This is a genomic window from Methylobacterium sp. WSM2598 (assembly GCF_000379105.1).
In the GTDB taxonomy this organism is placed as follows: Bacteria; Pseudomonadota; Alphaproteobacteria; order Rhizobiales; family Beijerinckiaceae; genus Methylobacterium.
Genome location: NZ_KB900609.1, coordinates 2,656,801 through 2,678,383, shown reverse-complemented (window position 1 = coordinate 2,678,383; position 21,583 = coordinate 2,656,801). Strand labels below are relative to the sequence as shown.

Annotated in this window: 19 protein-coding genes; 11 read left to right on the top strand and 8 right to left on the bottom strand. The window is 73.6% G+C overall.

Annotated elements, in window-relative coordinates:
- Positions 1-367 precede the first annotated feature (367 nt).
- Complete coding sequence (locus MET2598_RS0112510) at positions 368-1,753, top strand: flagellin N-terminal helical domain-containing protein (RefSeq protein WP_018261058.1); 1,386 nt, start codon at positions 368-370, stop codon at positions 1,751-1,753.
- Positions 1,754-3,134: 1,381 nt separating this feature from the next.
- On the top strand, positions 3,135-4,907 hold the full coding sequence (locus MET2598_RS0112505; RefSeq protein WP_018261057.1) for a flagellin N-terminal helical domain-containing protein: 1,773 nt from the start codon (positions 3,135-3,137) through the stop codon (positions 4,905-4,907).
- Positions 4,908-5,050: 143 nt separating this feature from the next.
- On the opposite strand, the gene MET2598_RS0112500 is transcribed toward MET2598_RS0112505, so the two are convergent.
- From MET2598_RS0112500 to MET2598_RS0112490, 3 genes are all read right to left on the bottom strand, one after another.
- Positions 5,051-5,791, bottom strand: a complete 741-nt coding sequence (locus tag MET2598_RS0112500) for a helix-turn-helix domain-containing protein (protein ID WP_018261056.1) — start codon at positions 5,789-5,791, stop codon at positions 5,051-5,053.
- 62 nt (positions 5,792-5,853) lie between these two features.
- On the bottom strand, positions 5,854-6,435 hold the full coding sequence (locus tag MET2598_RS0112495; protein WP_012334845.1) for a class GN sortase: 582 nt from the start codon (positions 6,433-6,435) through the stop codon (positions 5,854-5,856).
- Positions 6,432-8,693: a marine proteobacterial sortase target protein gene (locus MET2598_RS0112490; RefSeq protein WP_018261055.1), complete on the bottom strand. Its 2,262-nt coding sequence runs from the start codon at positions 8,691-8,693 to the stop codon at positions 6,432-6,434. The genes MET2598_RS0112495 and MET2598_RS0112490 overlap by 4 nt, the downstream gene beginning before the upstream one ends.
- 471 nt (positions 8,694-9,164) lie before the next feature.
- Between MET2598_RS0112490 and msuE the strand changes: the two genes are divergently transcribed.
- From msuE to MET2598_RS0112475, 3 genes are read left to right on the top strand one after another with little or no spacing between them, the layout of a single operon-like run.
- Positions 9,165-9,827 (top strand): FMN reductase, encoded by a 663-nt coding sequence (gene msuE / locus MET2598_RS0112485; protein WP_018261054.1) that lies wholly within the window; start codon positions 9,165-9,167, stop codon positions 9,825-9,827.
- The gene (gene ssuC / locus MET2598_RS0112480) at positions 9,824-10,642 is read left to right on the top strand and encodes an aliphatic sulfonate ABC transporter permease SsuC (protein ID WP_018261053.1); all 819 of its coding nucleotides are present in this window, start codon (positions 9,824-9,826) and stop codon (positions 10,640-10,642) included. The genes msuE and ssuC overlap by 4 nt, the downstream gene beginning before the upstream one ends.
- 31 nt (positions 10,643-10,673) lie before the next feature.
- Complete coding sequence (locus MET2598_RS0112475) at positions 10,674-11,501, top strand: ATP-binding cassette domain-containing protein (RefSeq protein ID WP_018261052.1); 828 nt, start codon at positions 10,674-10,676, stop codon at positions 11,499-11,501.
- A 291-nt stretch (positions 11,502-11,792) separates the two neighbouring features.
- Here MET2598_RS0112475 and MET2598_RS0112470 read toward each other — a convergent pair whose 3' ends face one another.
- Positions 11,793-11,987 (bottom strand): hypothetical protein, encoded by a 195-nt coding sequence (locus MET2598_RS0112470; RefSeq protein WP_018261051.1) that lies wholly within the window; start codon positions 11,985-11,987, stop codon positions 11,793-11,795.
- A gap of 259 nt (positions 11,988-12,246) precedes the next feature.
- Between MET2598_RS0112470 and MET2598_RS0112465 the strand changes: the two genes are divergently transcribed.
- Complete coding sequence (locus MET2598_RS0112465) at positions 12,247-12,444, top strand: hypothetical protein (RefSeq protein ID WP_018261050.1); 198 nt, start codon at positions 12,247-12,249, stop codon at positions 12,442-12,444.
- A 106-nt stretch (positions 12,445-12,550) separates the two neighbouring features.
- Here MET2598_RS0112465 and MET2598_RS0112460 read toward each other — a convergent pair whose 3' ends face one another.
- Positions 12,551-13,039, bottom strand: coding sequence for a hypothetical protein (locus MET2598_RS0112460; protein WP_018261049.1), 489 nt, complete (start codon positions 13,037-13,039; stop codon positions 12,551-12,553).
- Between the two features lie 642 nt (positions 13,040-13,681).
- On the opposite strand from MET2598_RS0112460, the gene fliF reads away from it, so the two are divergent.
- The 5 genes from fliF to flbD all read left to right on the top strand — a co-directional run bounded on the left by fliF (position 13,682) and on the right by flbD (position 18,912).
- Positions 13,682-15,301 (top strand): flagellar basal-body MS-ring/collar protein FliF, encoded by a 1,620-nt coding sequence (gene fliF, locus MET2598_RS0112455; RefSeq protein WP_018261048.1) that lies wholly within the window; start codon positions 13,682-13,684, stop codon positions 15,299-15,301.
- Positions 15,302-15,328: 27 nt separating this feature from the next.
- Positions 15,329-16,381 (top strand): flagellar motor switch protein FliG, encoded by a 1,053-nt coding sequence (gene fliG, locus MET2598_RS0112450; RefSeq protein WP_012334837.1) that lies wholly within the window; start codon positions 15,329-15,331, stop codon positions 16,379-16,381.
- Positions 16,381-17,031, top strand: a complete 651-nt coding sequence (locus MET2598_RS0112445) for a FliH/SctL family protein (protein WP_012334836.1) — start codon at positions 16,381-16,383, stop codon at positions 17,029-17,031. The genes fliG and MET2598_RS0112445 overlap by 1 nt, the downstream gene beginning before the upstream one ends.
- Positions 17,032-17,048: 17 nt before the next feature.
- Positions 17,049-17,399: a flagellar motor switch protein FliN gene (gene fliN / locus MET2598_RS0112440; RefSeq protein ID WP_018261047.1), complete on the top strand. Its 351-nt coding sequence runs from the start codon at positions 17,049-17,051 to the stop codon at positions 17,397-17,399.
- Positions 17,400-17,547: 148 nt separating this feature from the next.
- Positions 17,548-18,912 (top strand): sigma-54-dependent transcriptional regulator FlbD, encoded by a 1,365-nt coding sequence (flbD, locus tag MET2598_RS0112435; protein WP_012334834.1) that lies wholly within the window; start codon positions 17,548-17,550, stop codon positions 18,910-18,912.
- A gap of 96 nt (positions 18,913-19,008) precedes the next feature.
- Here the strand turns inward: flbD and sciP are convergent, their stop codons facing one another.
- The 3 genes from sciP to MET2598_RS0112420 form a co-directional block, all read right to left on the bottom strand.
- The gene (sciP, locus tag MET2598_RS0112430) at positions 19,009-19,284 is read right to left on the bottom strand and encodes a CtrA inhibitor SciP (RefSeq protein ID WP_012334833.1); all 276 of its coding nucleotides are present in this window, start codon (positions 19,282-19,284) and stop codon (positions 19,009-19,011) included.
- Between the two features lie 137 nt (positions 19,285-19,421).
- Positions 19,422-20,123 (bottom strand): flagellar hook assembly protein FlgD, encoded by a 702-nt coding sequence (locus tag MET2598_RS0112425; protein ID WP_018261046.1) that lies wholly within the window; start codon positions 20,121-20,123, stop codon positions 19,422-19,424.
- A 108-nt stretch (positions 20,124-20,231) separates the two neighbouring features.
- Positions 20,232-21,542, bottom strand: coding sequence for a flagellar hook-length control protein FliK (locus MET2598_RS0112420; protein ID WP_018261045.1), 1,311 nt, complete (start codon positions 21,540-21,542; stop codon positions 20,232-20,234).
- Between the last annotated feature and the right edge of the window lie 41 nt (positions 21,543-21,583).

Here is a 21,583-nt window from a genome sequence, read left to right as displayed (position 1 = left end):
CGTGAAGCCGCGCTTCCTCGGCCATGCCGAACCGCGCTTCATCGCGGCCTCCATCAATCGAACATGGTGAAAGCCCGAGCCCTTTTGCCATTGCGATTAAGCCACCAGTAACGGTGAGCCGGGCATAGTGGATCCATCGCCAGGGTGATCGTGATCGCACCCGCAGGAAGTTCCGGCGGCAGCTCGGCAAGCAGGTTTGTTTGAACCTGTCGACATGATGTCATTTTGCCGATCCGGTGAGAATCCGGTTTGTAATGCGTAGCGGGTTAGATCCAAGTCTTGGATCTATGGCATGAGGCCATTTGCTACTCCGGTGTGAGCCCGGATCCGATGTTGCCTGTCTGCCTCACAACCCGGATCAGCTCAGATGACCAGCCTGCTCACCAACAGCGCCGCGATGACGGCCCTGACCACCCTCAAGAGCATCAACACCCAGCTCGACACGACCAGCAACCGCGTCTCCACCGGCCAGCGCGTCTCCAACGCTGCCGACAACGCCGCCTATTGGTCGATCGCCACGACGGTCCGCACGGATAACAGCTCGCTCGGCGCGGTGAAGGACTCGCTCGGGCTCGGCGCCTCGACCATCGACACGGCCTATAACGGCCTCAACAGCATCCTCACCGACCTGCAGAACATCCGCGCCAAGCTCCAGACCGCCACCCAGGCGGGCGTCGACCGCGCCAAGGTCCAGACCGAGATCGCGGCGCTCCAGAGCAAGATGAAGGCGACCGCCAACTCGTCGGTGTCGAGCGGCCAGAACTGGATCTCGGTGGATTCGTCGGCGAGCGACTACCAGGCCATCCGCAAGATCGTGGCCGGCTTCTCCCGCGACTCGGCCGGCGCGATCAACTTCTCGTACGTGAACGTCGATGTCGGCAGCATCAAGCTGCTCGACGCCAATTCCAGCGCCAGCGTCACCGTCCCGGCCACGTCGGGTCAGGTCTTCGGCAGCACCTCGCTGACCGGCACGACGGCGTTCACCGGCGGCACGGCCGACTTCTCGGCCGCCCAGACGGTCGAGCTGACGATCACCACCGAGACCGGCAACGCGACCATCAAGCTCGACAAGGCCGCGCTGACCACCGCCGCCAAGGACCTCACCAAGGTCACCACCAACGAGTTCCTCTCGGCGCTCAACAACGCGATCAGCGCCAGCACGCTGACCACCGCGGGCGTGCCGAGCGTCACCGCCAGCCTGGACTCGGCGGGCCGCCTGACCTTCACCCGGAGCGCGACGGGTGCGACCAACACCCTCAAGATCGACACGACGGCCAACAACACCGTCGACATCGGCTTCGGCGCGGCCAGCGTCACCGGCGTCGTCAACAAGGGGACCAACGCGACCACCACGACCGGCAAGGGCCTGCTCGACACGGCGACCGGCACCTACACGGCCGGCGGCGGCATGTCGGGCTCCTACAGCGTCGCGAATTTCGACATCTCCAAGCTCGTCGGCACCAACGGCGACACCGACGTGGCCAACATCATCACCATGGTCGATCAGGTGATCGGCAAGGTTACGGATGCCGGCACCAAGCTGGGCGCGGCCAAGACGCAGGTCGACGGCCAGAAGACCTTCGTGGACACCCTGATGAAGGCCAACAGCGCGACGATCGGCACGCTGGTGGATTCGGACATCGAGGAGGAATCGACGAAGCTGAAGGCGCTGCAGACGCAGCAGCAGCTGGCGGTGCAGTCGCTGAGCATCGCCAACTCGTCGAGCCAGAACCTGCTCTCGCTGTTCCGCTGAGCCGGGATCAGCCAGCCAAAGCCCCGGCCCCGGCACCGCCGGGGCCGCCACGCAGCGCGCCCCGTCTCCGCGAGGAGGCGGGGTTTTTCGCGTGACGCGCCCGGAACGGGCGCGGCCCCGTGAACCAACGCCCGGTTTGTCCGGGATGCGCCGACGCGCGGCAGCGCGGGGGCGTGATGCGGCATGCCGCCGTCCCCCGAGATCCGCGCGGCGCGGACGGTGCGCGCGCACGGCACGGATCGGGCTGCGATCCGGTCGATCGCCGCCACGCCCGGCGGGGCGGGGAGGATCCCGCGCAGCCCCGCACCCCAGGCCGCCCGCGACCATGGTCCGCGGCCTGGACCGACACGCGCCGGGGCCATCAGCCGCGAGAGGCCGCCATCCGCGGAGAGGCCCGATTCCCTCCTCGTCGGGCGGCACGCGACCGTCGGGCGCGGACGCGATCGCCATCGCCGCGCGGCCCGCCTGGTCATCGACCAGGGGGAGGCCTGCGGGGGAAGGGCGAGCGCACCCTGGCAGCCCGCAACCCCGCCGTACGCCCTGACGGCCCTCGCCGGCGGCGCCACACCCAGCCCGTGATCCTCCTCCGGGCCGGGGCTCGCCCGCGCGAACCGTCGCGGCCCGCCGGCCCCAGGCCGCGGACTTCGCCACGCACCTGCGCCTCGCACGACGCCTCCCGACACGGCCGAAGCACCGGCCGGATCACGCCAGGCCCGGCCGCCGCGGACGCTCTGATGCTGCGCCGCACTCGATTGATGCAGGCCGAACCCGGATTGCGGGCGCCGCGGGGCACAAGAACTAGAAAGCAAAGAAAACAGTAATTCCCAAGATTTCCCGGTGAGCCGGCCGCCGGTCTTGCCCGGTGCGCAGGCGGGGTGCCGCCGCCACCTTCCGCTCGCACCCACGCATAGACACAACCTAAAACTGCTCCGATCGGCACGCCGGCACGGAATCATCCTGATATACCAAGTGGTTGCGGTACTCCAAAGATCGCGACACAACTTAAAAGAGAGATCTCCGCGCTCGGCGCATGGACTCTCGGGCAGCTCGTCCAGATCAATGATCAGTTAACCTTAAGCTTGAGACGAACGTATTCGAACGAAGAGCCGCGAGAGAGATGCAACCTTCCTTAGGGGAATCGAGGCCAAAAAGAACAGGTTGAGGAACAATTGTCTATTGGATTATTCTTCGACGTCAGCAGTGCGGAAGGGATTATGGTTGTCCCTAGACATGATGTCGTTCCGTTTCTTCGGTGAAAGCCCGCGTTTAGCGCGTCGTCGGTCGGACCTGCGATCGGTCCAAGGCATGAAGCCGGTCCGCTTCTCCGGTGTGAGCCCGGATTTGCAACCCGTTCCTTCAGTTCATCGCGAGTTCCCTCACCATGACCAGCCTGCTCACCAACTCCGCGGCGATGACCGCGCTCACCACCCTCAAGTCGATCAATGCCCAGCTCGACATGACCAGCAACCGGGTCTCGACCGGGCAGCGCGTCTCCGCCGCCTCCGACAGCGCCGCCTACTGGTCCATCGCCACCACGGTGCGCACCGACAACGCCTCCCTGGGCGCGGTGAAGGACTCGCTCGGCCTCTCCTCCTCGGCCGTCGGCACCGCCTATAACGGCCTCAACAGCATCCTCTCCGACCTGCAGAACCTGCGCGCCAAGCTCCAGACCGCCACCAATTCCGGCACCGACCGCTCCAAGGTCCAGACCGAGATCGCGACCCTGCAGAGCAAGATGAAGGCGACCGCCGATTCCTCGGTCTCCAGCGGGCAGAACTGGCTCTCCGTCAACTCGGCTGCCACGAACACCAGCTACAAAGCCGTCCAGAACGTGGTGGCGGGCTTCTCGCGCGCCAGCGACGGCACGATCAACTTCTCGATGATCAACATCAACGTCGGCCAGATCAAGCTCTACGACGCCAACTCGACCAGCATCACGGCGGCCGCGACCAACGCCCAGGTCGTCGGCTCGACCTCCCTCACCGGCACGAGCGGGTTCGGCTCCGGGGCCGGCACGGCGGATTTCAGCGCCATCAACGAGGTCTCGCTGGCGATCTCCGTGGGCGGCCAGACGGGCAACATCGTGCTCAACTCGTCCACGATGGCGACGGCTGCCAAGGACCTGTCCAAGGTCACGACCGACGAGTTCCTGAAGGCCGTCAACAACCAGATCTCCGCCTCCGCGACCCTGGCCGGCAAGGTGACGGCGGGCCTGGATTCCTCGGGCCGGCTGACCTTCAACTCGACCGCGACCGGCGCGGCCACCACCCTGTCGGTCTCCGTCGGCAACCCCTCGGCCGGCAAGGCCCTGATCGACGTCGGCTTCAGCACCACCACGGGCGTCGCCACGGTGGCGATGGTGCAGGGCAGCGCCTTCACCAACCTCGACCTCTCGACGGGCAGCAAGGCCATCACGATCAGCGACGGCACGACCTCGAAGACCATCACGCTGGACGCGGCGGCCTATGCCGCCCTGGCCACCAAGACCTCCGCCGGCAACAATGCCGTCAACGCCACCGACGTGGCGGCGATGATCAACACCACGCTCTCGGCCACGACCGCTGCCAAGGTCGCGGCGTCGGTCCAGGGCGGGAAGCTCGTCCTGACCAGCACCGACACGGCCGGTGCGGGCTCGAAGATCATCATCAGCAACGCGGACGCGGCGTTCGGCTTCACGGCGGGCACCACCACTGGCACGGACGTCCCGGCGGGCGGTGTTGTGCCGCGCACCGGGACCGGCACCGACGCCGGGGTCACCCAGGCGCAGGGCATCCTGGACACCGCGATGGGCACCTACAACGCGCAGTTCGGGGGCGGCTCCTACTCGATCGCCAACCTGGACATCTCGAAGCTGGTGGGCACGAACGGCGACGCGGACCTGAAGAACATCATCTCGGCGGTCGACAAGGCGATCGCGGCGGTGACGGATGCGGGCACGAAGCTCGGCGCGAGCAAGACGCAGATCGAGGGGCAATCCTCGTTCGTGGACACGCTGATCAAGGCCAACCAGGCGACGATCGGGACGCTGGTGGACGCGGACATCGAGGAGGAATCGACGCGGCTGAAGGCGCTGCAGACCCAGCAGCAGCTGGCGGTGCAGTCGCTCAGCATCGCCAACGGGGCGACCCAGAACCTGATGACGCTGTTCCGCTGAGCCGGAACCCGGCCCCGGCCGGGGCCGCCACGCCTCGCCCCCGCACGGGGGCGGGGCTTGCGGCGTCGGCATGCCCGCGCGCCCGTCCCGCGCGGGAGACTTCCCCACCCCCGCTCCGCGGGGGCCCGCACCCTACCGCCCCGTCACCCCGGCACCGGGAAGACCACCCCGAACCCCTCGTCGCAGACGCGCGCGAGGTGGCGGCGGCAGGGCGCGTAGGCCGGCATGCCCGGGGTGATGCGCCCGGAGGGCACCTCGCCGCGATCCGGCAGCAGGGCGAGGGGGCAGGCGGCGGGGGTGAGCTGCGCGCCGCGCCCCGCGTGCAAAGTGGTCAGGAGGCCGTAGAGCTCCCCGTGGATCGTCGGGCGGCCCAGCATGGCGAGGCGGACCTGCCCCTGCCAGTTGGTGACGAGGTAGATGGTGCCCGAGAGGTTCGGCACCGACACCTCCCCGCTCTGCGCGAAGGGCGCGTCGAGGCGCTCGGCCTCGCGGAAGACGAGGCGGCCGCCTTCCGGGTCCCACAGGATCTCGGTGCGGTAGGCGAAGAGCGCGGCCGCGTCGCCGAAGGAGGGGCGCAGCGTCAGGTAGCGGCCCTCCAGCCAGGCCACCGCCTCGCGCGAATAGGCGCCGAGGCGCTCGGGCGCGTGGCGCGCGGACGGGGCGGGGCCGCGCAGGGAGACGCCGAGCGCCTCCTCCAGCCGCACCGTCGTCGCCCGCGTGAAGGGCCGGCGGCCGGCCAGCGCCTTCTCCAGGGTCGAGAGGCTGATCCGCGCCGCGTCGGCCAGGGCCTGTCGCGACATGCGCCGGCGCGCGAGCGCCTCGCGCACCGTCTCGGCCACGCGCAGGCTCTCGCTCTCCGGCAGGTCCGTGTCGCCCGCGCCCATCCGCCCCGGCTCCCCGCGGACAAAACCGCACGGAACCGCACCCGGCGCAAGCCGCGCCCGCGCTATTCCCCGGGGATCAGCGCGGCCTCGACCAGGAGGCGCAGCGGCCCCCGGGTCGCGCCGTCGAGGGGCCAGCAGGTGGCGAGGACGAGCCGCCGCCCCGGCGCGTGCGGGTCGATGCCGGAGGCGTCGTGGCGCACCACCCGGGTCCCGGTGACCCGGAAGCGCAGGCGCACCCCGTCCCGGCGCGTCACCGCGACCGGATCGCCGGTCCGCAGCCGGTCGAGGCCGCGGAAATGCAGGTCGCGATGGGCCGCGTAGACGGCGGTGCCGGGCTCGCCGGCCTCGGGCGTGCCCGGCACGTGGCCGGGACCGAAGGCCAGGGCCTGTCCGCTGCTGGCGTCGAGGGCGACCAGGGAGCGGCCGAGGAGGGTCAGCCGGGCGACCGGCACCGTGTCGGCCCAGGGCCAGGGCCGCACCGGCCGGCCCCCCGCGGCGAGGCTCCGCGCGAAGGCCCGCTCCAGAAGCGCCTGGGCGAGGAGGCCCTTGGCCCGGATCGAGCCGGCCTGGCCCAGGAGGGCGAGGCCGGCCGCCAGCAGGAGGGCGGCGAGCGCCGCCCTCCCGGGCCCACGCCGCCCGGTCACGCCGGCCTCCGCGAGCCCGCGCCGCGCCCGAGCAGCCCGGCGCCGAGGCCGGCCAGCACGAGGCCGAGCCAGAGCAGGGCCGGCGCGTCGGTCCCGGTCTGCGGCAGGTCGACCCCGCGGCCCTCCTGCGCGGCGCGCGGGACGGGAGCCTCGGCCCGCCGCGCGCGGGGCAGCCGCCCCTCGCCGCCGAACAAAGCCGAAAAGTCCCAGCCCGCCGGCAGGTTCAGGGGCAGGTCGGCGGCCGTGAGGGCGACGCCCGGCGGTCGCCGCGGGGTGACGTCGAGGGCGACGAGGCTGGTGAGCCGGGTCGTCAGCCGGTGCGCCAGGGCGAGCCGCAGGATCGCGGCGTCGGCGGCCTCGGCGCTCATGCGGCCGGTGAGGCGGGCGGTCTCGGCCTCGCCGATCTTCGCCCGCGCCCAGAGCTTGGAGATGCCGCTGCCCTCCCGCGCCTCGGCGAGGGTCAGCACCTGCTGCCAGGGCGCCTCGCCGATCCGCCCGCGCAGGGTCAGCGTGCCGGTCGCCGCCCGCAGGCGGGCGGCGAGGACCACCGGCTCGCCCCGGTAGAGGTCGGGCAGGAGGCGCGGGGTCGCCTCGACGCCGGGCTCCGAGAAGGCGGCCGCGAGGTCGGTGACGACCGGGCTCTCCAGCTTGGCGAGCAGCTCGGCCGTGCGCTCCGCCACCTGGTCGATCGTGCCGATCGCCGTGTAGCTGCCGCCGCCGAGTTCCGCCGCGTGGGTCATCAGGTGCCCGTTCGGGGCCGAGCCGATGCCGATCATGAACAGGCGCGAGCGGCCCCGCCCGGCGCTGATCGCGGAGAAGATCTGCTCCTCGTTGCCGATCGCGCCGTCGGTCAGGAACACGATCTGGCGCACGCGGTCGCCCTCCTCGGGATGCGGGTCGGCGAGGGCGGCCCGCAGGGGCGGCAGCATCTCGGTCCCGCCCCGCGCCTCCAGGGCCGCCACGAAGGTGCGGGCGGCGTCGCGATGCGCCTCGTCGGCCGGGACCGGGGCCGGGAAGAGCAGGTCCATGGTGTCGTCGAAGCGGATCACGTTGAAGCGGTCGGCCGGGCCGAGCCGGTCGAGGGCCACGAGCAGGCTCGCCTTGGCCTGCCGCATCGAGGCGCCGGCCATGGAGCCGGAATTGTCGATCACGAAGGTGACCTCGCGGGGCCGCCGCGCCGGCGCCCGCCCCTCGGGCGGCGTCACCACGGCGAGCAGGTACTCGTCCTCCCCGACCCGCTCGCGGAAGAGCCCGACCGCGGGCGCGGCGCTGGGAGCGGCGCGCCAGGTCAGCGCGAAGTCGCGGTCCGCCGGCACGGGGCCGTCCGCGAGGGTCACCCGGCGGCTGTCGGGGCCGGTCTCCTCGACGCGGATCGCGTGGGTGGCGCTCTCCACCGTCCCCAGGGGGAAGCCGGCCCGCAGGGTGACGGTGAGCGTCACCGGGTTGACGGGCCCGTGCACGGCCGGATCGAGGACCGGCGGGGCGATCCGCGCCCGGTCGGGCACCGGGTCGCGCGCCGGCCCCTCGGCGGCCGGCCGGAGCAGGCCGGGCGCCGGGCTGTAGCGGGGCGCGACGACCAGGGGCAGGCGCAGGGCGTGGCTGCCGCCCGACAGCCGCACCGGCTGCTGGAACGCGATCTGCACCAGCACGGTCTCGCCGGGGCCGATATTGGCCACGCTGGTGGTGAACAGGTTCGGGCGCTCCTGCTCGGTGAGGGCGGCGGCGCGGCCGGACTCGCGCGCGGCCTCGTAGGCCGTGCGGGCGGCCTCGCGCGCGCGGATCTCCCCCGCGATGACGCGATCGCCGACGACGAGCGTCATCGTGTCGACGGCGGCGTCCTCCGGCAGCGGGAAGACGTAGGTGCCCTCGACCCACTGGTCGGTGGTGTTGCGGAAGACCTGGGTGAGCGTGGCGCGGGCGGTGGCGCCGCTCACCGTCACGGCGATGTCGGTCCGCAGGCGCGGCGCCTCGACCGGCGCGGCCTCGCGGGCCGGGCCGCGCAGCAGCAGCGCCCCGCCGCCCGGTGCGGCGCGGGCGCCGTCGAGGCCGCCGAGCCAGGCGAGCAGGCCGAGGAGGACGGGCGCCGAGAGGGCGAGCGCCCGGCGCAGGGCGGCCGGCCAAGCGGTCGGCCAAGAGGTCGGCCAAGAGGTCGGCCGAGCGGTCGGCCAAGAGGTCGGCCAAGAGGTCGGCCGAGCGGTCGGCCGAGCGTCGGCGCGCGGCGCGCGGGCGCGCGCCGCCGGGAGGGGCGTGAGCAGCATCGGGGAACTCCGGGTGACCCGGCCGCACGGGCCGGTCACGTGCAGGCTCGCCGAAGCGGCAGGGCGCCGCCACGGGCAGCTTCGCCCTCGTTGCGTCGCGCTCCGCACCGGCGGGCGCGCCGGTCCGGATCCGGTGCGGATCCGTGCGGGAGCGTGCGGCGCGCCGGCCCGGGACCGCCGCGCCCGGCGCGCGGCATCGGGCGGGCCGCCGCATCGTTCGATAAACCGGACAAGAGCCGGCGCCCGGCCGGTCCCGCGCCCCGCCGATCCCAGCCGAACCGGCGGCGATGCAGGAGAGTCTTCTCTGCCGGGCCGGTCGGGAAGGAGGCCCGCCTCCGAGGTCTTGTTCTTTTAAAGGAACATTTCATTGACCGAGGGCAAGTTCTGGCCGAGCATTCATCTCCGTCCGCGGTCGCTCTCCTCGTGGCGGCCCGGCCGCGCGACCGCCCCCTTACGCAGCGGAATCCCCCGATGACGCGTCCGAAACTCGTCGGCTTCAGCGCCAACCTGCAGCGCCCCTCCAAGACCCGCGCCCTCGTCGAGGCCATCGCCGAGGAGACCGCCGCCCGCGCGGCCGTCGAGGTCCGCCTCTACGACCTCGTCGATGCGGGGCCGGGGCTCGGCGCGGCCTGGACGCGCGACCAGCTGCCGCTGCCGGCCCGCCGGATCATCGACGCGATCGAGCAGGCGGACGCCCTCGTGGTCGGCTCGCCGGTCTACAAGGGCGCCTATACGGGCCTGTTCAAGCACGTCTTCGACCTCGTCGACCCGGCCGCGCTGGCGAACAAGCCGGTCGCCATCGCGGCGACGGGCGGGGGCGCGCGCCACGCCCTGGTGGTGGAGCATTCCTTCCGGCCGCTCCTCGGCTTCTTCGCGGCGCTGGCGGTGCCGAGCGCGGTCTACGCCTCCGACCCCGACTTCCAGGACGGCGTCCTCGTCGCGCCGGCGATCCGCGCGCGGGTTGGCGAGGCGGCCGGCCAGCTCGCGGCGCTCCTGCACCAAGGCGCCGGGGCGGCGCTCCTGCACCAAGGCGCCGGGACGGCGCTCCTGCACCAAGGCGCCGTAGCGGCGCATCTCGGCCAAAGCGCCGGGGCGGCGCAGCCGCCCGCCACCCGCGCCGGGGCGGGCCGGTGAGGGCCGGCGCGCCCGCGCCCGCGCGCGGCGGCCTCCCGGCGGGCGTCCTCGCCCCGGCCGCCGCGCGCCTGACGCCCTGGCTCCTGCCCGTCCTGATCCTGGTCGGCTGGCAGGCCGCGAGTTCCCTCGGCCTGGTCTCGACCCGGTTCATGCCGGCGCCCCTCGACGTGGCGGCGGCGGGCTGGCGGCTCGGCCGCACGGGCGAATTGTGGACGAACCTGTGGGTGAGCTTCCTGCGCGCGGCGGCGGGCTTCCTGGTCGGCGGCGGCATCGGCTTCGCGCTCGGCCTCGCCAACGGCCTGTCGCGGGCCGCCGACCGGCTCACCGACACGACCGTGCAGATGATCCGCAACGTGCCGCACCTGTCGCTGATCCCCCTCGTCATCCTGTGGTTCGGCATCGGCGAGGAGGCGAAGCTGTTCCTGGTGGCGCTCGGCGTGTTCTTCCCGATCTACGCCAACACGCTGCACGGCATCCGCGCCGTCGACCCGCAGCTGATCGAGATGGGGCGGGTCTACGGCCTGTCGCCGGCCAGCCTGTTCCTGCGCGTGGTGCTGCCGGGGGCGCTGCCGTCGATCTTCGTCGGCCTGCGCTACGCGCTCGGCATCATGTGGCTGACCCTCATCGTGGCCGAGACCATCTCGGCCTCGTCCGGGCTCGGCTACATGGCGATGCAGGCCCGCGAGTTCATGCTGGTCGACGTCGTGGTGCTGGCGATCCTGATCTACGCCCTGCTCGGCAAGGTGGCGGACGTGCTGACGCGCCGGCTCGAGCGGCTCTGCCTGTCCTGGAACCCGGCCTACCGGGCCGCCTGACCTCCCTCATCCCCCACAGCGACGAGCGACCATGACCGTCACCGCCCTGCGCCGGCTCGACGAGGCGGCCCTCTCCCCGGCGCCCCCGCGCCGCGCCCCCGCACCCGCCTCGGCGGGCCTCGCCGTCGGGCTGCGCGGCCTCGCGAAGTCCTTCGACGGGAGGCCGGTCCTGCGCGGCCTCGACCTCGCGATCCCGGCCGGCCAGTTCGTGGCGGTGGTCGGGCGCTCCGGCTGCGGCAAGAGCACCCTGCTGCGCCTCGTCCTCGGCCTGGAGGCGCCGAGCGCGGGCGAGGTCACCCTGGAGGCCGGCCCGCGCGAGGGGCGGGATCCGCGCCGGCTGCGCCGGATCATGTTCCAGGAGCCGCGCCTGCTGCCCTGGGCGCGGGTGCTCGACAACGTCGCGGTCGGCCTCGGCGAGGAGGGCGCCCGGCGGGCGCGCCGGGCGCGCGCCGCGGCCGCCCTCGCGGAGGTCGGCCTGTCGGACAAGGCCGGCCAATGGCCCGCGACGCTCTCGGGCGGGCAGCGCCAGCGCGTGGCGCTCGCCCGCGCCCTGGTCGGCCGCCCGGGACTCCTCGCCCTCGACGAGCCTCTCGGCGCCCTCGATGCCCTCACACGCATCGGCATGCAGGACCTGATCGAGCGGATCTGGCAGCTTCAGGGCTTCACGGCGCTGCTGGTCACCCACGACGTCGCCGAGGCGGTGGCGCTCGCCGACCGCATCCTGGTGGTGGAGGCGGGCGTGATCGCCCTCGACCTCCCCGTGACGGTGCCGCGCCCGCGCCGCCGCGGCGACCCGGCCCTCGCCGCCCTGGAAGGCCGCATCCTGGAGCACCTGCTCGGCGGGGCGGTCCCGGCCTGAGGCCGCGCGGGCCCGCGCAGGTCCGTCCCGACCGCGCGCCGCGCGAGCCCGGCACGACGCTCCTCGGCATGGCGGGTGCCGCACGCGCCGCGCCCGCTGGCCATCGCTCGCGAGGGAGAGCCTGGACGCGCCGGCGCGAGGCCCTGGTCAGGGCCGGCGCGCCGGCCGGCGCCTCGGGCCGACGGCCCGGAAACGGGGCGCGTCCGGCCGCTGATCGGTCGCGGAGCATCGCGCCGGGGCGCGCCGACGCCGCGCCTGGCGAACGGCGCTCGCGGGGAATCGCCGCCGGCCTCAGGTCCCGCGGCGGCCCGCGGTGCCCCCGTCGCGCGCCTCGCCGTCCCGGGTGGCCGGACGCTCCGCCGGCGCCGCGGTCCCGACGCCGTGGCGGCTGTCGGTGACGGGCTCCCCGGCGTGATCGCTGCCGTCCCTGATGCCGATCGCCTCCTCCCGCTCCAGCGGGTTGAGCGGTTTCCGGGTCTCGGCCATGCACCCCTCCTGCGGTTGTCCACGCGGACGACAAGCCTTGGGCGAGGGCGCGGTTCGCGCCGCGCAACCATTTGCCGCGCCATGGCCGCCCGATCTGCGCGGACGGACCGGGTGCTTGCGACAGGGATCAGCGAATCATAGATCTCTCTCCCTGCATTCGCGCTGGGGCGCGGATTGCTGCGCCGTATACGATGATTGAACCTAAGTATTCTCCAAAGAGAGAACAAAAATCATGTCGCCGGGATGGAAGACAGTCCAAATGATCGCGCTCGAGCATCAGATATCGGCCGATCATGCACTCCAATTGGTGCAGAGGGCAGAGCTGCCGTGGATCGAGCTTGATTCTTTGGTTCTCTATCACCTGGTCTCGCCGCTGGATATCAGTGGCAAGCCTGGAGCCGAGAGCGAAGCAATGCGCGGCGCCAGTGCCGATGATCCGACCGCGCCCAAAGATTAAAGAGATCTTCTGAACCCGCGGCCGAGGCAGGCGCTCGGGGCCTGAGGCGGGTCGCGCCTTCCGCGGCGGCGGCAATCCGGCGCCGCGCGGCGGGGGCGGTTCGGGTCTAGGGGCGGACGGGAGCCGGTCGCTCCGTCCGGCCTTCGGGCGGTGCGGCGGAGCGGACGGCGAGCGCGGCGAGCCCGGCGGCGGCCGCGTCCTCGGACAGCGCGCGGGCCCAGTCGGAGGCGGTGCGCGTGCGGGCGCCGCGCGCGGCGCGGCCCAGCAGGGTGCCGGCGAGGGCGCCGGCCATCCCGGCGACGGCCCCGCCTCCGGGCGAGACCCGCCCGGCCAGGGCCGCGCCGCCGGCCGCCCCGATGACGAGCCGCGCCAGGACGGAGGGCGGGATCCGGCGGTCGGGCGCGAAGGGCATCTTGTCGCCCGCCATCTCGGCCAGGGCCGCCGCGGTCGCGACCGCGCGGGCGCCCGGCCCGGCGGGGATCCACCGCGCCCGCGTCCGGCCCGAAGCGGCGGCCCAGCTCAGCGCCGCGCAGGCCGTCATGCTCCGCAGGCCCGTCGCGACGCCGATGCCGAACGAGGCGACGTGATCCCGCATGGTCTGCTCCGTGGTCCCGTGACGATCGCGGGACAAGGGGCGGGCGGACCGGATGGTTCCGGCGGCGACCGGACGGGCCGGGCCGCCGGCCGGGCGATCCCGGCCCGTCCTCCTCGCCGCGCGCCGCCCCCGGCCGAATTCGACACGGGCTCGTCGTTCTCCTCGGCGTCGGCGGACGCCGCCGAACCGTTCGCCGGCCGTCCTTGCGCCAGGGCCGGTCCGGCCAGGACGGTCGGGGCTGCGCCGCGTGCCGCGACCTTCCTCGTGGCGATCTGCGCGAATCGGCCGCGCCGGCGGCGCGGCGCCGAGGATGGCGGTCGCGGGCGGACGATTCGGGATCGCCCGGCTGCGGGTTCCACCCCCGTCGCGCGCCCCCGGCGGCGCGTTCGGACCGTCGCGCTGCGCGGCTTCCCCGCACATCCGGTCGGAGGAACCGGCCCATCGCCGTCGAGCCGGCGCATTCCGCCGATCTCGCCCGATCGTCCGGACCGGCACAACGTCCCGTTAGGTCTCGCGACGAAGAGCCGGGAGCGGCGGCGCTTTGCCGGACTCGGCGAGGCGCCCCGTTAACCGGCCACTAACCATGCGCCGGCAATTTTTGCCTACGGGCCGGAGCGGCCCCTGTGGCGGGTTGAGCGCGTCGTGCAACCGGTTCTCGATCTGATGGCGAAGTTCGGGCCGGCACGCCTCGCCGCCATGGGCGCGGTCACGCTCGTCCTGGTGGGCTTCTTCGCGTTCGTGATCCTGCGCGTCTCGCGGCCCGAACTGGGCGTGCTCTACGCGGACCTCTCCCTGCAGGATGCGGGCGCGGTGATCCGGGACCTGGAGGCGCGGGGCATCCGCTACGAGACCCGCGGCGATCTCGGGCAGACGATCCTGGCGCCTCGTGCCGACCTGCCCCGCCTGCGCATGGACCTCGCCGGCAAGGGCCTGCCGAGCGCGGGCGGCGTCGGCTACGAGCTCTTCGACAAGGGCGACGCCTTCTCGACGACGACCTTCGTCCAGAACGTCAACCACCTGCGCGCCCAGGAGGGGGAACTCGCCCGCTCGATCCGGGCGATCGGCCGCGTGCAGGCGGCGCGGGTCCACCTCGTCATCCCGGAGAAGCGGCTGTTCAACCGCGACCGGGAGCTTCCGAGCGCCGCCATCGTGCTCAAGCTCGCGGGCGACCTCGATCCCGGCCAGGTGCGGGCGGTGCGCCACCTCGTGGCCTCCTCGGTGGAGGGGCTCAAGCCCGAGAGGATCTCGATCGTGGACGAGCGCGGGCGCCTCCTGGCGGACGGGGCCGGGCGCGACGACGCGCAGGCCGTCCTCGGCCTCGACGAGCGGCAGGCCAGCCTGGAGCAGCGCCTGCGCGCGCAGGTCGAGGGGATCGTGGCGGGCATCGTCGGGGCGGGCCGCGCCCGCGTCCAGGTCGCGGCCGAGCTCGATCCCAGCCGGATCGAGAGCCGCTCGGAGAGCTTCGATCCCGAGAGCCGGGTCGTGCGTTCGAGCCAGACCCGCTCGGAGACCTCGGCCTCGCAGGGGCCCGGCGAGACCGGCGTCAGCGTCGGCAACGAGCTGCCGGGCGCCCGCGAGACCGCCCAGGCGAACGGCACCCGCGAGACTTCGAACAAGAACGAGGAGACGACGAATTACGAGATCTCCCGGGTCACGCGCACCGAGGTCAACGAGGGCGGCCGGATCAAGCGCCTCTCGGTGGCGGTCGTCATCGACGGCAGCTACCAGCCGGGGCCGGACGGCAAGCCGGTCTACGCGCCCCGCAGCCAGGAGGAGCTCGACCGCATCACCGCCCTGGTGCGCACGGCGGTCGGCTACGACAAGGGCCGGGGGGACCAGGTCGAGGTCGCCAACCTGCGCTTCGCCGACACCGCCGTCCCGGCCGAGCTTCCGGAGGAGGGGCTCCTCGCCTCGCTCCTGAAGCCCACCAAGGAGGAGGTGCTGCGCCTCGTCGAACTCGCCGTCCTGGCCCTGCTGACGCTCGTGGTGGTGCTGGCGGTCATGCGCCCGCTGCTGCGCCGCGTGCTCCCCGCCGAGGCCCCGCCCGAGCCGGCCCTGGCCGCCGTCGCGGCCCTGCCGGCCGCGGGCGCGGAGGGGGAGGGGGCGCCGGCCCTGCCCGAGAGCCCGGCGCGCCAGCTCGTCGAGTTCGCCAAGATCAACGGCAAGATCCAGGCCGAGACGATCGCGCGCGTGGCCGAGATCGTGCGCCAGAACCCGGTCGAGACCGCCGAGGTGCTGCGCGGCTGGATCCAGGACCGCTGAACCCCCGAGAGGATCCCGAACGCCCCCATGGCCGTCTCCCCGAAACCCGCCCTCCCGGACACGCTGGCCGAGAACCCGCGCCTGGCGGAGCTGCCCGGCCCGCAGCGGGCCGCGGCCCTGCTGCTGCTGCTCGGCGACGAGGCCGGCGCGCCGATCTGGCGCCTCCTGGAAGAGGACGAGGTCAAGAAGGTCTCGCACGCCATGGTCCAGCTCGGCTCGCTGGAACTGGAGACCGTCGAGCAGCTCATCGTCGAGTTCGTCTCGAAGCTCTCGTCGAGCGGCGGCGTCAGCTCGAACTACGAGCGCACCGAGGCGCTGCTCCTCAAGATCTTCCCGCCCGAGCAGGTCTCGCAGATCATGGCCGAGGTGAAGGGCGCCTCGGCCCGGCGGGTCTGGAGCAGCCTGACCCAGATCGACCCGGAGATCCTCGCCTCCTTCCTGCGCAACGAGTACCCGCAGACGGTTGCGGTGATCCTCTCGCGGGTGCGCTCGGACTACGCCGCGCGGGTCCTCACCATCCTGCCGGAGGATTTCGCCATCGACGTGCTCAACCGGATGCTGCGGATGGAGACGGTGCAGAAGGAGGCCCTGCGCCACATCGAGGAGATGCTGCGCAGCGAGTTCGTCTCGACCATCGCCCAGACCACGCGGCGCGACGCGCACGAATTGATGGCGGACGTCTTCAACGCCTTCGACCGCCAGACCGAGGCGCGCTTCCTCACCGCCCTCGACCAGAACAACCGCGGCGCGGCGAAGAAGATTCGCCAGCTCATGTTCACCTTCGAGGACCTGCTCAAGCTCGACGCCGGCAGCGTGCAGACGCTCATGCGCGCGATCGACCGCGACGTGCTCGGCCGGGCGCTCAAGGGCGCGTCCGAGCCGGTGCGGGCCTTCTTCTTCAGCAACATGTCGAGCCGCGCGGCCAAGAACCTGCAGGACGAGATGGCCTCCCTCGGGCCGATCCGCCTCAAGGAGGTCGATGAGGCCCAGGCCAGGATCACCGAGACGGCGAAGGAGCTCGCCGAGAAGGGCGAGATCATGATCGCCAAGAACAGCGCCGAGGAGGAGCTGGTCTACTGATGGCCGAGCCGCGGCGCTTCCTGTTCGACAACGACTTCCGGGTGCCGGGGGGCAGCGTGGCGCGGGCGCGCGAGGAGGCCGAGCGCGCCGCCGCCGCCGCCCGCGCCGAGGCCGAGGCCGCCGCCTCCGCGCGGGCCGCGGCGGAGCTGCGCCGGGCGATCGACGAGGCCCGGGCGGCCGGCCTGCAGGAGGGCCGCGCCCAGGCCGAGTCCCAGGTGCAGGCCCGGCTCGCCGACGCCCTCACCCGGGTCGCGGTGACGGCGGCGGGCCTGCTCGCGGCGGCCGATGCCCGCGACGCCGAGCGCGAGGCCCAGGCCCTCGACTTCGCCCTGGCGCTCGGCCGCAAGATCGCCGGCGAGGCCCTCGACGCGCGGCCGGTGGCGGCGATCCTGGAGACCGCCCGCGCGGCCCTCCAGCACCTGCGCGGCGTGCCCCACCTCGCCGTGCGGGTGAACGACGCGCTCGTGGACGAGACCCAGGCCGCCCTGGCCCGGCTCGCCCGCGAGCGCGGCTTCGAGGGCCGCCTGATCGTGCTCGGCGATCCCGACCTGATGCCGGGCGACGCCCGCATGGAATGGGCCGACGGCGGCGTCGTGCGCGAGCGCGCCGCCATCGAGGCCGCCCTGCGCGCCGCCCTCGACCCCCTTTAGACCCGGAGACGCACCCGATGGCGCCCGACGACGAACTCGGCCTGCCCCAGCTCAGCGAGGCCGACCTCGCCTACGACCCGAACGGCCACGGCCCGCTGCGCGACGGCCCCCCGGCCCCCAAGAGCGCCGCCGACCTGGAGCAGGTCTTCGACGTTCCGGTCGTGGTCTCCGCCGTGCTCGGCGCCTCCCGCATGCCGATCGGCGACCTGCTGCGCCTCGGCCCCGGCACGGTGCTGGAACTCGACCGCAAGGTCGGCGAGGCGATCGACATCTTCGTCAACAACCGCCTCGTCGCGCGCGGCGAGGTGGTGCTGGTCGAGGAGCGCCTCGGCGTCACCATGACCGAGATCGTCAAGAGCGACGGCTGATCCGGGATCCGCTTGATCGAAGCGGATCCCGGATCACGAGCCCGCGCGGCGCCTGAGCGAAGCCGACATCCGCATTGCGACGCAATCAACCGGATGTCGGATGAGCCGCAGCCCCGCCCGATCCCCGACAGACTGCGGAGTGCCCGCGATGCGCCTTCTCATCATCGGACGCCTGAACGGCGAACTCGTCACCGCCTCGAAGATCGCCATGAGCCGGGGCGCGGCCGTCACCCAGGCGGACGGCGTCGAGCAGGGCCTCACGGTGCTGCGCGCCAAGGGCGCCGACCTCGTCATGATCGACGTGGGGCTGCCGGTCCGCGCCTTCGTCGACGCCCTCGCGGAGGAGCGCATCCGCACGCCGGTCGTCGCCTGCGGCACCGGCTCGGATGCCAGGGCGGCGGTGGCGGCGATCCGGGCCGGGGCCAAGGAGTACATCCCGCTCCCGCCCGACCCCGAGCTGATCGCCGCGGTGCTGGAGGCGGTGGCGGCGGACGCGCGCAGCTTCGTCTGGCGCGACCCCGCCATGGAGCGGGTCGTGAAGCTCGCCGAGCAGGTGGCGCGCTCCGACGCCTCGGTGCTCATCAGCGGCGAGAGCGGCACCGGCAAGGAGGTGCTCGCCCGCCACGTCCACGCCAAGTCCGCCCGCGCGGGCAAGCCCTTCGTCAGCGTCAACTGCGCGGCGATCCCCGACGCGCTGCTCGAATCCGAGCTCTTCGGCCACGAGAAGGGGGCCTTCACCGGCGCGGTGGCCCGGCGCATCGGCAAGTTCGAGGAGGCCTCCGGCGGCACGCTCCTCCTCGACGAGATCTCCGAGATGGACGTCCGGCTCCAGGCCAAGCTGCTGCGCGCCCTGCAGGAACGCGTCATCGACCGGGTCGGCGGCAGCCAGGGCGTGCGCGTCGATCTGCGGGTGCTCGCCACCTCGAACCGCAACCTCGCCGAGGAGGTCCGCAAGGGCACCTTCCGGGAAGACCTGCTCTACCGCCTCAACGTCGTCCACCTGCGCCTGCCGGCCCTGCGCGAGCGCCCGGCCGACATCCTCGAACTCGCCCAGCACTTCGCCCGGAAATACGCGGAGGTGAACGGCATCCCGGCGCGGCCGCTCTCGGCCGAGGCGCGCCGCCTCATCGTCGCCAATCCCTGGCGCGGCAACGTGCGCGAACTGGAGAACACCCTGCACCGGGCCGTCCTCCTGGCCCAGGGGGCGGAGATCGGCCCGGAGGCGATCCGCTCCCCGGAGGGCGAGGCCCTCGACGGCGGGGCCGGCACGGCGGCGCGGGCGGTTCAGACGGCCGAGGCGGTAACGCGCAGCCTCGTCGGGCGCACCGTCGCGGAAGTCGAGCGGGACCTCATCCTCGACACGCTCGACCATTGCCTCGGCAACCGCACCCATGCGGCGCGGATCCTCGGCATCTCGATCCGCACCCTGCGCAACAAGCTCAACGAATACGCCCAGGCCGGGATCCTGGTGCCCGAGCCCGGTCAGGCCCGCGCGATCGCGGCCTATGGTTGAGGAGGGGCGCCGGCCCCGTCGCGGCGCCGGGGACCGGCGGTCCCGCGCGGCCCTTCGGGGCAGGCCCGGCGCGTCTCGGACGGGCCGGGGCGCCGGTCACTGGCGGTAGTGCTGGATGCGCGTCGTGCGCAGGCCGGCGAGGCCGTGCTGCTCGATCGAGTATTGCCAGCTCAGGAATTCCTCGGTCGTCAGCGTGTAGCGCTGACAGGCCTCCTCCAGGCTCAGGAGGCCGCCGCGCACCGCAGCCACCACCTCGGCCTTCCGGCGGATCACCCACCGGCGGGTGTTGGTCGGCGGAAGATCCGCGATCGTCAGGGGGCTTCCGTCGGGCCCGATGACGTACTTCACCCTCGGGCGGTGCGGCTCGGTCATGATACGCTCTTACACTCGACTGACCTGTCGCCATTCACGCTAGCCAGCCGCGTTTAAGATTGCTTGAATCGCAAAGTTAGGATGTGATTCGTCCGCCTCGGGTTATCCAAGGGCTGTGGATCACGGGTCCGATGCGCCTAGGATCCGGAGGCGGAGGTGGATACAGAGGCTTGGGCGCCGCCGATGGCCTGGACCCGGCTGAGGGGCACGCTGCGCCCGCCGATGCTCAGCATGGGCTCCGACCCGGTGACGTCCACGCTCGCGATCGTCCCCGTGACCTTGGTGTCGACGCTCACGGTCTGCCCGGTGGCGTCGGTGGCCTGGACCTTGAGCGTGTAGGTGCCGTCCGGCGCCGTGAGCCCGGTCGAGGAGCGGCCGTCCCAGGTGAAGGTCTGGCCGCCATTCGCGAGGGACTGGGTCCGCGTGGCGACGACGTTGCCCTTCTGATCCGTGATCGTCAGCACGGCCCGGGTCGCCGCCCGCGCCGCCGTGAGGGTCCAGCTGGCGGATCCCCCCGCCAGGGCGGCGGTCGCCCCGTCCGCCGTCACGGTCTTGCCGACCAGGCCGGCCGCCGAGGAGGCCGTCGCGGCCTTGCTGGCCGCCACCATCGTGTCGAGGCGGTCGTTGGTCTTGAGCTGCTGCTCGACCGAGGCGAATTGCACCAGCTGCTGCGTGAACTGGTTGGTGTCGAGGGGGTCGAGCGGGTTCTGGTTCTTGAGCTGCGTCGTGAGCAGGGTCAGGAACTGGTTGAAGTTGCCCGCGATGGTGGCGGAATCGCTCGCCGTGTTGGTCTTGGTGCCGGCCGAGCCGGTGAGTGTGCTGCTGATGCCCGTGGCCATGGCTGCCTCGCCGTTCGGGGGCTCGCGCCTCGTTCACCGGACGGTTCGGGCCCGGGCGAGGCGGTGCGGGAAGGAGAACCTGGGCGGAGCGGCGGCGCGCCGCTCCGCCTAGATGCGGATGTCGAGCCCGAGCCGCCCGCCGCGCCGGACGGGGGCGAGCGGGATCGGGTCGGATTCGGTGACGGAGCCGTCGAGGGCGCCGCGTCCCGGATCGGGCGAGCGCCCCTCCCGGCCGGGCTGGCCCTGGCCGCCCGATCCGTCCTGGAGCGAGAAGCTCAGGGCCGCGTCCGCGGCGGAGAAGCCGGCCTGCGCGAGCGCCTGCTGCAGGCTGCCGGCGTCGCGCTGGAGCAGCGCCAGCGTCTCGGGCCGCTCGACCGTGAGGTGGGCCCGGACCGAGCCGCGCTCCCGGTCGAGGTCGAGGCGCACCTCGATCCGGCCGAGCTCCGCCGGGTCGAGCCGGATCTCGAACTGGTTCATCCCGGCGAGCGAGCGCAGGCCGATCGTCATCGGCACCGCGCCGAGGGGCACCGGGGGAGGGGGCTGCGCCGGGGCCGCCTGGGCGGGCGACGCGGCCGCGCCGCCCGCCGGGGACGCGCCCTGGGGGGCCTTGGCGTCGGCGAGCGCCGCCGCGAAGCCCGCAGCGCCCGCCTCGGCCCTGCCGGGTCCCGCATCCGGGGCCGCCTCGGCCGCATCCTCGGCGGCGCGGCCCGCCGCGCGTCCGCCGCCCGCCGCTCCCTCGGCCCGCGCGCCGCCGGCCTGCGCGCCGCCAGCTTGGGCCGTTCCGGCCTGAGCCGTTCCGGTCTCGGCCGTTCCGGTCTCGGCCGTCCCGGCCTGAACCGCCGCCGGGCCGTCGCCGGCCTGCGCCGGGGCGGCATCGCCGGCCGGCGCCGCGCCGGTCGGCGGCGCGGGCGGCGTCGCGTCGGGACTCGCCGCCTGGGCGAGGGCGTTCGGAACCGCGTCGCCCCGGGCCTCGCTCCCGTCCGGGCGATCCTCCGCGTCGGGTCCCCTGCGGGACGCCCTCTCCTTGGTCGCGCGCGGCGCGTCCCGCGCGGCGGCCCGAGGGTCGGAGGCGGGCTCCCCGGTCTCCGGCCGCTCCGCGTCCCGCGGGTTCGCGTCCCGTGGGCGCGCGCCCGGACGCTCGGGAGGCCGCGCGGCCGCCTCGGCCCGGGGGCTCCCGGCGGCGCCGGACGCGCCCGGCCTGGCCGGGGCGGGCCGGCGCGCCTCCGGCGCCTCGCGCCTCTCGGCCGGGGCCGTCGCGGGGGCGATCCCGCTGCCGGCAGCGCCCGGGCGGGCCGTCCCGCCGGCGGCGTCCCGGGCGATCCGGAACGCGGCGGAATCGGCCGCGGCGCGCGGCGCCGGTCGGCGCGGAACCTCCCGCGCCGCCGCCTGAACTGCCTCCCCGGGCCTCGCCACGCTCATGCCGGACCGCTCCCTCGACCGCGTGGCGCCACGCAAGCGCG

Coding starts and splice junctions, on each gene's coding strand:
- MET2598_RS0112510 (WP_018261058.1), top strand. CDS start 368: ATGACCAGCCTGCTCACCAACAGCGCCGCGATGACGGCCCTGACCACC.
- MET2598_RS0112505 (WP_018261057.1), top strand. CDS start 3,135: ATGACCAGCCTGCTCACCAACTCCGCGGCGATGACCGCGCTCACCACC.
- MET2598_RS0112500 (WP_018261056.1), bottom strand. CDS start 5,791: ATGGGCGCGGGCGACACGGACCTGCCGGAGAGCGAGAGCCTGCGCGTG.
- MET2598_RS0112490 (WP_018261055.1), bottom strand. CDS start 8,693: ATGCTGCTCACGCCCCTCCCGGCGGCGCGCGCCCGCGCGCCGCGCGCC.
- msuE (WP_018261054.1), top strand. CDS start 9,165: ATGACGCGTCCGAAACTCGTCGGCTTCAGCGCCAACCTGCAGCGCCCC.
- MET2598_RS0112475 (WP_018261052.1), top strand. CDS start 10,674: ATGACCGTCACCGCCCTGCGCCGGCTCGACGAGGCGGCCCTCTCCCCG.
- MET2598_RS0112470 (WP_018261051.1), bottom strand. CDS start 11,987: ATGGCCGAGACCCGGAAACCGCTCAACCCGCTGGAGCGGGAGGAGGCG.
- MET2598_RS0112465 (WP_018261050.1), top strand. CDS start 12,247: ATGATCGCGCTCGAGCATCAGATATCGGCCGATCATGCACTCCAATTG.
- MET2598_RS0112460 (WP_018261049.1), bottom strand. CDS start 13,039: ATGCGGGATCACGTCGCCTCGTTCGGCATCGGCGTCGCGACGGGCCTG.
- fliG (WP_012334837.1), top strand. CDS start 15,329: ATGGCCGTCTCCCCGAAACCCGCCCTCCCGGACACGCTGGCCGAGAAC.
- MET2598_RS0112445 (WP_012334836.1), top strand. CDS start 16,381: ATGGCCGAGCCGCGGCGCTTCCTGTTCGACAACGACTTCCGGGTGCCG.
- fliN (WP_018261047.1), top strand. CDS start 17,049: ATGGCGCCCGACGACGAACTCGGCCTGCCCCAGCTCAGCGAGGCCGAC.
- flbD (WP_012334834.1), top strand. CDS start 17,548: ATGCGCCTTCTCATCATCGGACGCCTGAACGGCGAACTCGTCACCGCC.
- sciP (WP_012334833.1), bottom strand. CDS start 19,284: ATGACCGAGCCGCACCGCCCGAGGGTGAAGTACGTCATCGGGCCCGAC.
- MET2598_RS0112425 (WP_018261046.1), bottom strand. CDS start 20,123: ATGGCCACGGGCATCAGCAGCACACTCACCGGCTCGGCCGGCACCAAG.
- MET2598_RS0112420 (WP_018261045.1), bottom strand. CDS start 21,542: ATGAGCGTGGCGAGGCCCGGGGAGGCAGTTCAGGCGGCGGCGCGGGAG.